Annotated in this window: 7 protein-coding genes; 3 read left to right on the top strand and 4 right to left on the bottom strand. The window is 69.5% G+C overall.

The window, feature by feature from the left end; all coding sequences use genetic code 11:
• Positions 1-91: 91 nt before the first annotated feature.
• On the top strand, positions 92-994 hold the full coding sequence (locus A3AG_RS0129615) for a LysR family transcriptional regulator (RefSeq protein ID WP_018008891.1): 903 nt from the start codon (positions 92-94) through the stop codon (positions 992-994).
• On the opposite strand, the gene A3AG_RS0129620 is transcribed toward A3AG_RS0129615, so the two are convergent.
• Genes A3AG_RS0129620 through A3AG_RS0129635 form a run of 4 tightly spaced genes read right to left on the bottom strand, consistent with a single transcriptional unit; the run spans position 991 to position 10,357 of the window.
• On the bottom strand, positions 991-2,484 hold the full coding sequence (locus tag A3AG_RS0129620) for an efflux transporter outer membrane subunit (protein WP_018008892.1): 1,494 nt from the start codon (positions 2,482-2,484) through the stop codon (positions 991-993). The two genes, A3AG_RS0129615 and A3AG_RS0129620, sit on opposite strands and share 4 nt — an antisense overlap.
• 17 nt (positions 2,485-2,501) lie before the next feature.
• Positions 2,502-5,798, bottom strand: coding sequence for an efflux RND transporter permease subunit (locus A3AG_RS0129625; RefSeq protein ID WP_018008893.1), 3,297 nt, complete (start codon positions 5,796-5,798; stop codon positions 2,502-2,504).
• Positions 5,799-5,800: 2 nt separating this feature from the next.
• Positions 5,801-8,923 carry an MdtB/MuxB family multidrug efflux RND transporter permease subunit gene (locus A3AG_RS0129630; protein WP_018008894.1) on the bottom strand — a complete coding sequence of 1,041 codons (3,123 nt, stop codon included), beginning with the start codon at positions 8,921-8,923 and terminating at the stop codon, positions 5,801-5,803.
• A 9-nt stretch (positions 8,924-8,932) separates the two neighbouring features.
• The gene (locus A3AG_RS0129635; protein ID WP_026164563.1) at positions 8,933-10,357 is read right to left on the bottom strand and encodes an MdtA/MuxA family multidrug efflux RND transporter periplasmic adaptor subunit; all 1,425 of its coding nucleotides are present in this window, start codon (positions 10,355-10,357) and stop codon (positions 8,933-8,935) included.
• A 333-nt stretch (positions 10,358-10,690) separates the two neighbouring features.
• On the opposite strand from A3AG_RS0129635, the gene A3AG_RS0129640 reads away from it, so the two are divergent.
• Positions 10,691-11,434 (top strand): response regulator, encoded by a 744-nt coding sequence (locus A3AG_RS0129640; RefSeq protein WP_018008895.1) that lies wholly within the window; start codon positions 10,691-10,693, stop codon positions 11,432-11,434.
• A 50-nt stretch (positions 11,435-11,484) separates the two neighbouring features.
• Positions 11,485-12,756, top strand: coding sequence for an ATP-binding protein (locus tag A3AG_RS0129645; protein ID WP_018008896.1), 1,272 nt, complete (start codon positions 11,485-11,487; stop codon positions 12,754-12,756).
• The last annotated feature ends 135 nt before the right edge of the window (positions 12,757-12,891 follow it).

Below are 12,891 nucleotides of genomic sequence, written 5' to 3' on the forward strand. Positions count from 1 at the left end.
AAAGACGATGGGGCCTAGTCTATCTGCTGGGCAGGGATTGCCAAGTTGGATACTATCGCTTTGACAGATAGATGAGTGAGTGGGGTTACGGGTGAGTCTCTCGTTGGAGCAGTTGCAGGCCTTCGTCGCCGCGGCCGACACCGGCTCTTTCTCGGCCGCGGCGCGCCGGCTCGGCAAGGCCCAGTCGGTGGTCAGCGCGGCGGTGTCCAACCTCGAGATCGACGCCGGCAACGCGCTGTTCGACCGCAGCGGCCGCTACCCGGTGCTGACCCCGGCCGGCGAACGGCTGCTGGCCGAGGCACGCGTGATCCTGGAGCGCTGCGAGCATTTCCGTGGCGTGGCCAAGAGCCTGGGCGAGGGCGTCGAGACCCGGCTGGTGCTGGCGGTCGACGAGCTCTATCCGGAAGAGACGCTGGGGGCGCTGCTGGTGGAATTTTCCGGGCGCTTCCCGGCGGTGGAGCTGGAACTGCTGTTCCCGCTGATGGAGGACGTCAGCCGGCTGGTGCTGGAGGGCGGCGCCGACCTCGGCATCATGTGGCGCCAGGAGGTGCTGCCGCCGGAACTGGGCTTCCATGCGCTCGGCTGGATGCCGATGCAGATCCTGTGCGCGCCCGACCATCCGCTGGCGTCGCAGCGGGTGGATTGGGAAGAGCTCAAGCGCTACCGCCAGCTGATGGTCGCGACCCGCACCGACAGCGAGGAAAAAATGCGCCTGCGCGTGGCCGCCGACGTGTGGTGGGTGGAAAGCCAGTGGGTGATCGTCGAACTGGTCAAGCGCGGCCTGGGCTGGGCCTTCGTGCCGTGGCACGTGGTCGCCAATTCGCCCGCGGCGGCGCAGCTGGTGTCGCCGCCGCTGGCGTTCCAGCAGCAGGACTGGCCGGTGGCGATGGAGCTGGTGTGGCACAAGCAGCGGCCGCTGGGCAAGGCCGCCACCTGGCTGCGCGAGCGCATCTGCGCGCAGCCGCTGCCGAGCGCGCCGCAGCGCGGCGCCTAGCGCTGCCCCACGGTGGCCGGCGCGGCGCCTTGCCCGCTGTCGCTGCCACCAGCGCTCGCCGGCTGCGCGTGCCAGCCGCCGCCCAGTGCCTTGATCAGCACCACCGCCGCGGTGTACTGGCGCCCGGCAATCGACAGCGCGGTGCGCTCGGCGGTGTAGGCGCTGGTCTGCGCCGTGAGCACGTCCAGCAGGCCGGCGGTGCCGGCGCGGTAGCGGTTGTTCACCAGCGCCAGCGCCTCGCGCGCCGAGCGCAGCGCGTCGTTCTGCACCACCGCTTCCTGTTCCAGCAGCCGCTGCGCGGCGAGGTTGTCCTCGACTTCCTGGAACGCGCCCAGCACGGTCTGGCGGTAGCTGGCCACGGTCTGGTCGTAGGCTGCCACCGCCTGCGCCTTGGCCGCGCGGCGCGCGCCGCCATCGAACAGCGTGCCGGCGAGGCCGCCGCCGATCGACCAGATCCGGTCCGGCAGCGACATCCAGCGCGCCAGCGTGCTGGCGGTCAGCCCGCCGCTGGCCGACAGCGACAGGGTCGGATAGTAGGCCGCCTGCGCCACGCCGATCTGTGCATTGGCCGACGCCATGCGCCGCTCGGCCGCGCCAATGTCGGGGCGGCGCTCCAGCAGTTGCGACGGCACCGCGGCCGGCACGCGCGGCGGCGCGGCGCGGAACTCGCCGGCGGCCAGCGACAGCGCCGCCGGCGGCTTGCCCACCAGCACGGCGATGGCATGTTCCACCTGCGCGCGCGTGATCTGGATGTCGATCTGCTGCGCCTGCGCGCTCTTGAGCTGGGTCTCGGACTGCAGCACGTCGGAGCGCTGCGCGGTGCCCGCCGCGTACTGGTTCTGCACCAGCTGCAGCGACTTCTGGTAGTCGGCCACGGTGCGGTCCAGCAGCGCCTTCTGCGCATCGGCCACGCGCAGCAGGAAGTAGCTCTGCGCCAGCGTGGCCTGCGTCGACAGCAGCGTCGAGGCCAGGTCGGCCTCGCTCGCCTGCGCGCTGGCCTCGCTGCTTTCGACCTGGCGCCGCACCCGGCCCCAGACGTCGAGCTCCCAGGTCGCGCCCAGCGTGGCGCTCTGCCCGTTGAGGGTGTTGCCGCCGGCATTGCGCGCGCGCGAGGCGCCGGCCTGCGCATCGACCAGCGGGAAGAAGCCGGCGCGGGCCGCCTGCAGCGACGCCACCGCCTGGCGGTACTGGGCCTCGGCGGCCTTGATGTTCTGGTTCGAGACCTGCACTTCGGCCATCAGCGCGTCGAGCTGCGCATCGCCGAACACGGTCCACCAGTCGGGGCGCGCCAGCGCATCCTGCGGTTCGGCGGGTTTCCAGTCGCCGGTCCAGGCGGGTGTGGCGGCGTCGGCCGCGGCCTCCTTGAACGATGCCGACAGCGGCGCGTCGGGGCGCTGGTAGTCGGGGCCGACAGCGCAGCCGGCCAGCAGCAGCGCGCACGCCAGCGGCAGGGGCAGGGCAGGGGTCAGCAAGCGGGAAAAAGCGGTCATGGCGAATCTCTGCATTACTAGACGGCGGCCGGCAGGTCGGGCGTGCCGCCGCGCCGGCGCTGGCGCCAGGCCTTCACCTTGAGGCGCCAGCGGTCCAGCGTCAGGTAGACCACCGGCGTGGTGTACAGCGTCAGCAGCTGGCTTACCACCAGCCCGCCGACAATGGAAATGCCCAGCGGCGCGCGCAGCTCGGCGCCGTCGCCGCGGCCCAGCGCCAGCGGCACCGCGCCCAGCAGCGCGGCCATGGTGGTCATCAGGATCGGGCGGAAGCGCAGCAGGCAGGCGCGGTAGATGGCGTCGCGCGGCGACAGCCCCTCGCGCCGCTCGGCGTCGATGGCGAAGTCGATCATCATGATCGCGTTCTTCTTGACGATACCGATCAGCAGGATCACGCCGATCAGCGCGATGATGCTGAAGTCGGTTTTCGAGGCCAGCAGCGCCAGCAGCGCGCCCACCCCGGCCGACGGCAGCGTCGACAGGATGGTGAGCGGGTGGACATAGCTTTCATACAGCACGCCCAGCACGATGTAGATGGTGATCAGCGCTGCCAGGATCAAGATGGGCTGGCTCTTGAGCGAGTCCTGGAACGCCTTGGCGCCGCCCTGGAAGTTGGCGCGCAGGGTCTCGGGCGCGCCGATGCGCGCCATCTCGCGGTTGATGGCGTCGGTGGCCTGCGACAGCGACGTCCCTTCGGCCAGGTTGAACGAGATGGTCGAGGCCGCGAACTGGCCCTGGTGGTTGACGCCCAGCGGCGTGCTGCTCGGCGTCACGCGCGCGAACGCTGCCAGCGGCACGCGGTTGCCGTTGCCGGTGACGACGTAGATGTCCTTGAGCGCCTCGGGTCCCTGCAGGTATTCCTGGCTCAGCTCCATCACCACGCGATACTGGTTGAGCGGATGGTAGATGGTCGACACCAGCCGCTGGCCGAAGGCATCGTTGAGCACCGCATCGACCTGCTGCGCGGTCACGCCCAGGCGCGAGGCCGCGTCGCGGTCGATGATCACCGAGGTCTGCAGGCCCTTGTCGTTGGTGTCGGTGTCGATATCCTCGAGCCCCTTCAGGTTGGACAGCGCCGCGCGCACCTTGGGCTCCCACGCGCGCAGCACCTCGAGGTCGTCGGACTGCAGCGTGAACTGGTACTGCGAACTGCTCTGGCGCCCGCCCACGCGGATGTCCTGCACCGACTGCAGGAACAGGCTGGCGCCGGGCTCCTTGGCGAGCTTGCCGCGCAGCCGGGCGATGATGGTGTCGGCCGATTCCTTGCGCTCCGACAGCGGCTTGAGCGTAACGAACATCTGCCCGGTATTGCGCTGCGAGCCGCCGGTAAAGCCGGTCACGTTGACCACCGCCGGGTCGGACTGGACGATCCTGATGAAGTTGTCGAGCTTGCCGCGCATGGCCTGGAACGAGGTAGCCTGGTCGGCGCGGATAAAGCCGATCAGCCGCCCGGTGTCCTGCTGCGGGAAAAAGCCCTTGGGCACGATCACGTACAGGTACACGTTGAGCGCGATGGTGGCGATCAGCACCAGCCACACCAGCGGGCTGAAGCGCAGCGCGGTGGACAGCGAGCGCGCGTAGCCGTCGTGCAGCCACTGGAACATGCGCTCGGTGGCGCGGAAGAAGCGTCCCTGCTGCTCACGTTCCACCGGCCGCAGCATGCGCGCGCACATCATCGGCGTGGTGGTCAGCGAGACCACCAGCGACACCAGGATCGCCACCGACAGCGTGATCGCGAATTCCTGGAACAGCCGGCCGACGATGCCGCCCATCATCAGCAGCGGAATGAACACCGCGATCAGCGACAGGCTCATCGACAGTACCGTGAAGCCCACTTCGCGCGCGCCGCGCAGCGCCGCCGCGAGCGGCTTCATGCCGTCCTCGATATGGCGCGAGATATTCTCCAGCACCACGATGGCATCGTCGACGACGAAGCCGGTGGCGATGGTCAGCGCCATCAGCGACAGGTTGTTCAGCGAGAACCCGGCCAGGTACATCACCGAGAACGTGCCGATCAGCGACACCGGCACCGCCACGCTGGGGATCAGGGTGGCGCGCACGTTGCGCAGGAACACGAACACCACCATGATCACCAGCGCCACCGAGATCATCAGGGTGTGCTCGACCTCGCGCAGCGAGGCGCGGATGGTGGGGGTGCGGTCCATCATCACGTCCATCGAGATCGCCGCCGGGATCATCTTCTGCAGCTGCGGCAGCATCTCGTTGACGCGGTCGACGGTCTCGATGATGTTGGCGCCGGGCGAGCGGTTCAGCACCAGCAGCACCGACGGCTTGCCGTTGGCCGAGCCGGCGTTGCGGATGTCCTGCACCGAATCGACGACGTTGGCGACATCGCGCAGCCGCACCGGCACCGCGAACGCATTCGGGCCGCTGGTGGCGCTGGTGCCGCCGGTGGCGCCGCTGGTGATGGTGGTGGTGCCGCTGCTGGTGGTCAGCGTGGTCACGGTGACGCCGTTGACCACCTTGGTGCTGACGCCGCCGCTGGCGGTGGCGTTGGCGGTGCTGGCGATCAGCGCCCCCGCCGACGCCGACGAGTACGTGCCCGGCGTGGCGTAGCGGATGATCAGCGGCATGTAGTCTTCCGCCTTCATCGCCTGGTCGTTGGCATAGACCTGCCAGTTGTTGCTGGCGTTCTCCAGCGTGCCCAGCGGCCGGTTGGCGTTGGTCGCGCTGATGGTGTTGCGCACGTCCTCGAGCGAGATGCCGTAGTTGTTGAGCGCGGTCGGGTTCAGCTCGACCCGCACCGCCGGCAGCGAGGCGCCGCCGATGGTGACCTGGCCCACGCCTTCGACCTGCGACAGCTTCTGCGCCAGGATGGTCGAGGCCGCGTCGTACAACTGCCCGCGCGTCATGGTCGGCGAGGTCAGCGCGATGATCATGATCGGCGCGTCGGCCGGGTTGACCTTGCGGTAGGTCGGGTTGTTGGGCAGGCTGGTCGGCAGCGTCGCGCGCGAGGCGTTGATGGCGGCCTGCACGTCGCGCGCGGCGCCGTCGATATTGCGCGACAGGTCGAACTGCAGCGTCACGCGGGTCGAGCCCAGCGAGCTGCTGGAGGTGATCTCGGTCACGCCGGCGATGGCGCCGAGCGCGCGCTCCAGCGGCGTGGCCACGGTGGCGGCCATGGTTTCCGGGCTGGCGCCGGGCAGCGACGCCGATACCGAAATGGTCGGGAAGTCCACCTGCGGCAGCGGCGATACCGGCAGCAGCCGCAGCGCCGCGAGGCCCGCCAGCAGGATGCCGAGCGTCAGCAGCGCGGTCGCGACCGGGCGGTGGATGAAGGCGGCCGAAAGATTCATGCTCAGACCGGCTCCTCGCCCGTGCCGCCTTCCTCCGGATCGCCGAAGCGGCGCTTGCGCCAGCCCTTCACGCGCGTCGCCACGCGGTCGAAGGCCAGGTAGATCACCGGCGTGGTGAACAGCGTCAGCACCTGGCTCACCAGCAGGCCGCCCACCATGGTCACGCCCAGCGGCTGGCGCAGCTCGCTGCCGATGCCGGAGCCCAGCATCAGCGGGAGCGCCGCCAGCAATGCCGCCATGGTGGTCATCAGGATCGGGCGGAAGCGCAGCAGGCAGGCCTGGAAGATCGCGTCGCGCGGGGTCATGCCCTGCTCGCGCTCGGCCTCGAGCGCGAAGTCGATCATCATGATCGCGTTCTTCTTGACGATGCCGATCAGCAGGATGATGCCGATGATGGCGATGATGCCCAGGTCCTGCCCCGCCACCAGCAGCGCCAGCAGCGCGCCGACGCCGGCCGACGGCAGCGTCGACAGGATCGTGACCGGGTGGATGGTGCTTTCATACAGCACGCCCAGCACGATATACATGGTCACCACCGCGGCCAGGATCAGCCACAGCGTGTTCGACAGCGACGCGCGGAACGCCAGCGCCGCGCCCTGGAAGCTGGTCTGCATCGAGATCGGCAGGCCCAGCTCCTGCTCGACCCGGGTGATCTTGTCGACTGCCGCGCCCAGCGATTCGCCCGGCGCCAGGTTGAACGAGATCGTCGCCGCGGGAAACTGGCCCTGGTGGTTGATCACCAGCGGCCCGGTGCGCTCGGTGATGCGCGCGAACGCGCCCAGCGGCACCTGTCCGCCGGACGAGGACGGCAGGCGCAGCTCGGCCAGCGCTTGCGGGCTGGTGCGGAATTCCGGCATGGTCTCGAGCACCACGCGGTACTGGCTCGACTGCGTGAAGATGGTCGACACCAGCCGCTGGCCGAAGGCGCTGTACAGCGCGCTGTCGATCACCGCGGTGGTGATGCCGAAACGCGCCGCGGCGTCGCGGTCGATATCGACATAGGCGCGCAGGCCGTTGTTCTGCTGGTCGCTGGTGACATCGCGCAGTTCGGGCTCCTGGCGCAGGCGCTCGACCAGCTTCGGCACCCAAGTCGCCAGCGTCGCGGGATCGGGATCTTCCACCGTGAACTGGTACTGCGTGCGCGCGACCTTGTCCTCGATGGTCAGGTCCTGCACCGGCTGCGTGAACAGCGACACGCCGCCAAGGCTCTGCACCGACTGCTGCAGGCGCTGCGTGACCACGTCGATGGGATCGCGCTCGCCCTTGGGCTTGAGGTTGATCAGCATGCGCCCGGCGTTGAGCGTGGTGTTGCTGCCATCGACGCCGATGAACGACGACAGGCTGGCCACCGCCGGGTCCTGCATCACCACCTTGGCCACTGCCTCCTGCTTGCGCGCCATGGCGCTGAACGAGGTGGTCTGCGCGGCCTCGGTGATGCCCTGGATCACGCCGGTGTCCTGCACCGGGAAGAAGCCCTTGGGCACCAGCAGGTAGAGCAGCACGGTCAGCGCCAGCGTGGCCACCGCCACCACCAGTGTTGCCTTCTGGCGGTCGAGCACCCACTCCAGGCCACGGCCGTAGCGCTCGATCACGTTGTCGAAGAAGCGGCCGGTGGCGCGGTGGAAGCGTGACAGCTTTTCCTCCGGCACGTGGTGCAGCAACCGTGCGCACATCATCGGCGTAAGCGTCAGCGACACCACCGCCGAGATCAGGATCGACACCGCCAGCGTGATCGCGAACTCTCGGAACAGCCGGCCGACCACGTCGCCCATGAACAGCAGCGGGATCAGCACCGCCACCAGCGAGAAGGTCAGCGAGATGATGGTGAAGCCAATCTGCTTCGAGCCCTTGAGCGCCGCCTGCATCGGCGAGTCGCCTTTCTCGATGTAGCGCATGATGTTCTCGATCATCACGATCGCATCGTCGACGACGAAGCCGGTGGCAATGGTCAGCGCCATCAGCGTCAGGTTGTTGATCGAGAACCCGGACAGGTACATCACGCCGAAGGTGCCGACCAGCGACAGCGGTACCGCCACCCCGGGGATGATGGTGGCGGGGATATTGCGCAGGAACAGGAAGATCACCAGCACCACCAGCGCGATCGCCAGCAGCAGCTCGAACTGCACGTCTTCCACTGAAGCGCGGATGGTGGTGGTGCGGTCGGTCAGCAGCTGCACGTGCACCGACGCCGGCAGCGCGTTCTGCAGCTGCGGCAGCAGCGCCTTGATGCGGTCGACCACCTCGATCACGTTGGCGCCGGGCTGGCGCTGGATGTTCAGCACGATCGCGGGCTTGTCGTTGGCCCACGCGGCCAGCCGGCTGTTCTCGGGGCCGTCGACGATCTCGGCGACGTCGGTGATGCGGATCGGCGCGCCGTTCTTGTAGCCCAGGATGATCTGGCGGTACTCGTCGGCCGAGCGCAGCTGGTCGTTGGCGTCGATGGTCGAGGCGCGTTGCGGGCCGTCGAAGCTGCCCTTGGCACCGTTGACGTTGGATGCGCCGATGGCGGTGCGCAGGTCGTCGATCGACATGCCCAGCGACGCCAGCGCGGCCGGATTGGCCTGGATGCGCACCGCGGGACGCTGGCCGCCGCTGATGGTGACCAGGCCCACGCCCTGGATCTGCGAGATCTTCTGCGCCACGCGCGTATCGACCATGTCCTGCAGCTTGGGCAGCGGCATGGTGTCGGAGGTCATGGCGATGGTCATGATCGGCGCATCCGCCGGGTTGACCTTGCTGTAGACCGGCGGCATCGGCAGGTCGGACGGCAGCAGGTTGCTGCCGGCGTTGATGGCGGCCTGCACCTCCTGCTCGGCCACGTCCAGCGGCAGCGTCAGCTCGAACTGCAGTGTGATCACCGACGCGCCGCCGGACGAGGACGACGACATCTGCTTCAGGCCCGGCATCTGGCCGAACTGGCGCTCCAGCGGCGCGGTGACCGACGAGGTCATCACGTCCGGGCTGGCGCCGGGGTAGAGCGTGGTGACCTGGATGGTGGGATAGTCGACCTCGGGCAGCGCCGACAGCGGCAGCAGCCGGTAGGCCACCAGCCCGGACAGCAGGATGGCCAGCATCAGCAGCGCCGTCGCGACCGGGCGCTCGATGAAGAGGCGGGACGGGTTCATGCGGCGTCCTTACTGCTGCGGCGCGCGCGCGGCCGGTGCGCTGGCGCCGGCGTCGCGGCGGCGGCGTTCGCCTTGCGGTGCCGAAGCGCCTGCCGCGCCGGCATCGGCCTGCGCATTGCTGGCACCGCCTGTACCGTCGCGATGGCGCCGCCCGCGCGCGCGCGGCTGGCTGGCCGGCACCACCGCGGCGGCGCGCGCGGCCGGATCGACGGTCTCGACCGTCATGCCTTCCTTGAGCCGGTCGGCGCCGTCGACCACCACGCGCTGGCCCGGCGCCAGGCCACCGAGCACCGCGGTGCGGCTGCCGTCGCCGGGGCCCAGCGTGACCACCTGCACCTTGACCTGGCTGGCCTCGTCCACGGTATAGACGAAGGTGCCCTGCTGGCCGCGCTGGATCGCCGCCACCGGGATCACGGTGGCGTCCCGGAGCGTGTCGACGCGGGTGCGCACGTTGACGAACTGGTTGGGGAACAGCATGCCGTCGGCGTTGGGAAAGACCGCCTTGAGCTTGACCGTGCCGGTGGTGGTGTCGATCTGGTTGTCGGTGGTCAGCAGCTCGCCTTCGCCGAGCTGGTTGCGCACCTGGCGGTCCCAGGCCTGCACCGGCAGCTTCTCGCCGGCGTTGAGCTTCTTCAGCACCGATGGCAGGTTGTCCTCGGGGATGGTGTACATCACCGCGATCGGCTGGATCTGCGTGATCAGCGCGATGCCGTTGGTGTCGCTGGTGTTGACGATATTGCCGGGGTCGACCTGGCGCAGGCCGATGCGGCCCGACACCGGCGCCACGATCTTTGTATAGCCCAGCTGCAGGCGCGCGTTGGCAACGTTGCCCTGGTCGGTCTTGACCACGCCTTCATACTGGCGCACCAGCGCGTCCTGGGTATCGACCTGCTGCTTGGAGATCGAGTCCTGGCCCAGCAGGGTGCGGTAGCGCTGCTGGTCCAGCCGCGCGTTCTGCAGCAGCGCCTGGTCGCGCGCCAGCTGCCCCACGGCCTGGTCGAGCGCGGCCTGGAACGGGCGCGGGTCGATCTCGGCCAGCACGTCGCCGGCCTTGACCATCTGGCCTTCCCTGAACAGCACCTTGAGCAGCGGGCCGGACACCTGCGCGCGCACGGTCACGTTGGAGACCGGCGTTACGTTGCCGAGCCCGTTCAGGACCACGTCCATGTCGCGCTGGACCGCGGTGGCGACCACCACCGGCGAGCGCGGCATGCCGGCACGACCGCCCGGACCTCCCGCCGCGGGTCCGCTGGCGCCGCCGGGACCCGCCGCGGCGCCTTTGGTGGCGTCGCCGCGGTGCGCATACCAGTACCAGCCGCCCCCGGCCAGCAGCAGCACCAGCAGCCCGGCATAGAGCCGGCGCCGGTGCCTGCGCGGCGGGCGCGAAGACGGGGAGGGGGAGGGGTTAGGTTGGCCTTGTTCGGGGTTGGACATGTCCGCAATCCTGGGAACGGTGCGCGCGGCGCACCGTCGTGTTCTGCTGGCAAGTGACGATGCCGCAGTATGCCGCATCGCCATGGGCGCCGGCCGGCCTGGCGGGCAGCCGCGCAAGGGCCGCCGGCGTGCCGGCGCGTGCCGGGCGGCGCGCATGGGGCGGCGCTGACGGCAAGTCATGCGGCAAGGATAATGTGCGGGCGCGGACGCCCGTATTTCGGCGCCCGGCCGATTTATTACAGAGGATTACCAGGACCCCGCGTGTAACCTGCGGAAACAAAACCGTCCGGCCCCGCCGGCGCATGTGGCGCCGGCGCTGACTATCATGTGCCTATGCGAACCAACCAGCCTACCCAGATCCTCGTCGTCGACGATGATCCCGAACTGCGCGACCTGTTGCGCGAGTACCTGACCCAGCAGGGCTTCGCGGTCTCGGTGATGCATGACGGCGATGGCCTGCAGGCGCGCCTGGAGCGCGAGCGGCCGGCGCTGATCGTGCTGGACCTGATGATGCCCAAGGTCGACGGCCTGACCGCGCTGCGCAACCTGCGCGCCCGCAACGACGATATCCCGGTGATCCTGCTCACCGCCCGCAGCGACGAGATCGACCGCATCGTCGGCCTCGAGATCGGCGCCGACGACTACCTCGGCAAGCCGTTCTCGCCGCGCGAGCTGCTGGCGCGCATCAACGCCGTGCTGCGCCGCAAGCTGGCGCGCCCGGCGGCGGCGCCCGAGGACCGCGAGTCGGTCGCGTTCGGCCCGTTCCGCGTCAACTTCCGCCAGCGCACGCTGACGCGTACCGGCCAGGCGCTGTCGATCAGCGATACCGAGTTCGCGCTGCTCAAGCTGCTGCTGATGCATCCGCTCGAAGTGCTGTCGCGCGAGCGCATCGTCGAGCTGATGTACGGCAGCGCCAGCGGCATCAGCGACCGCGGCATCGACGTGCAGATCTGGCGCCTGCGCCGGCTGCTGGACGAGGACGCGCAGCGCCCGCGCTATATCCAGACCGTGCGCGGGCGCGGCTACACCTTCGTGCCCGACGAAGCGGAAGAGATTCCCGCGGGCCTCCCCGAATAACCCGGCGCCGGCGCCCCGAATGACCTGGCGCCACCAGGACCTGCTTGCCGATGAAGTTGCGACGTATCGATACCCTGTTCGGCCGCATTGCGCTGCTGATCGCCGCGGTGCTGGTGATCAGCCATTTCTCGTGGCTGGCGATCCTGCGCATGGACCGGCGCCAGCAGCAGGTCGACTATTCGGTGGAGCAGATGCTGTTCCAGCTCGACAGCATCGAGCGCGCGCTCGATGCGCGGCCGCCCGCCAGGCTGCCCAGCCTGGTGGAAACCGCCAACACCGCCGATGCCGACGAGCACGCCACCGCGCCCAAGGGCGGGCGCTCGCGCCGGCTGGTGGAGCAGTTCATCAGCCGGCTGCCGCAAGGCACCGAGATCCGGCTGGAAGACGAGACCACGCCGCGCATCTGGATCAAGCTGCCGAGCCGCGCCGACTGGATCGCGATGCCGATTCTTTGGGTCCACAATCCGCCGCCGGACAACCGGCTGGTGCCGGGGGTGATGCTGGTGGTGGGCGTGGCGATCGTGTTTGCCGTGCTGATCGCCTGGCAGATCCAGCGCCCGGTGCGCGACATGGCCAACGCGGCCGCGCTGCTGTCGCGCCAGCACGCCGTGCCACCGCTGCGCGAGCGCGGCCCGCACGAGCTGCGCCAGCTGATCGAGCGCTTCAACCGCATGGTGGCCGACCTCGCGCGCATCGACCAGGAGCGCAACACCATGCTGGCCGGCATCGCCCATGACCTGAAGACGCCGCTGGCGCGGCTGCGCCTGCGTGCCGAGATGCTGGCCGATCCCAAGGCCGCCGCGGGAGTCACGCGCGACGTCGATTCGATGGCGGCTATCGTCGAGCAGTTCCTGAGCTTCGCGCAGACCAGCGAGTCGACCGCGCGGCCGGTGCCGGTGGACCGGCGCGTCAACGAGCTGGCCGCGTCGCTGGCCGAGCAGGAGCGCCAGGTGGTGCTGTCGCTGGGCGCGGGCGAGGGCTTCCGCATGATCGCCACGCAGCTGGACCGCATCGTCGGCAACCTGGTCGACAACGCCTACGCCTATGGCAAGCCGCCGGTCTGCATCGCGACCTCGCGCACGCCGGACGGCTACATGCTGGTGGTCGAAGACCAGGGCGACGGCATTGCCGACGACGACAAGGAACGCGCCACGCTGCCGTTCGTGCGGCTGGATCCGGCGCGCGGCGGCAATGCGCATTCCGGTCTGGGGCTGGCGATCGTCGACCGGCTGGTGCGGCAGGCGGGGGGCAAGCTCAACCTGGTGAATGCCGAGGGGGGCGGGCTGCGGGTGGAGATGGTGTTTGGAGCGGCCACGGTCTGACGACCCCGCTGGTTTGCTTCCCTCTCCCGCTTGCGGGAGACGGGCGGGTGGCGAGGGCCTGCGTGTGGCAAGCATGAGGCTCTCGAGCTTCGTGGACGCTCCCGCCCTCACCCCAACCCGCTCCCGCAATGAACT

The sequence above is a fragment of the Cupriavidus neocaledonicus genome (assembly GCF_000372525.1).
Classification (GTDB): domain Bacteria; phylum Pseudomonadota; class Gammaproteobacteria; order Burkholderiales; family Burkholderiaceae; genus Cupriavidus; species Cupriavidus neocaledonicus.

Coding starts and splice junctions, on each gene's coding strand:
- A3AG_RS0129620 (WP_018008892.1), bottom strand. CDS start 2,484: ATGACCGCTTTTTCCCGCTTGCTGACCCCTGCCCTGCCCCTGCCGCTG.
- A3AG_RS0129625 (WP_018008893.1), bottom strand. CDS start 5,798: ATGAATCTTTCGGCCGCCTTCATCCACCGCCCGGTCGCGACCGCGCTG.
- A3AG_RS0129630 (WP_018008894.1), bottom strand. CDS start 8,923: ATGAACCCGTCCCGCCTCTTCATCGAGCGCCCGGTCGCGACGGCGCTG.
- A3AG_RS0129635 (WP_026164563.1), bottom strand. CDS start 10,357: ATGTCCAACCCCGAACAAGGCCAACCTAACCCCTCCCCCTCCCCGTCT.
- A3AG_RS0129640 (WP_018008895.1), top strand. CDS start 10,691: ATGCGAACCAACCAGCCTACCCAGATCCTCGTCGTCGACGATGATCCC.
- A3AG_RS0129645 (WP_018008896.1), top strand. CDS start 11,485: ATGAAGTTGCGACGTATCGATACCCTGTTCGGCCGCATTGCGCTGCTG.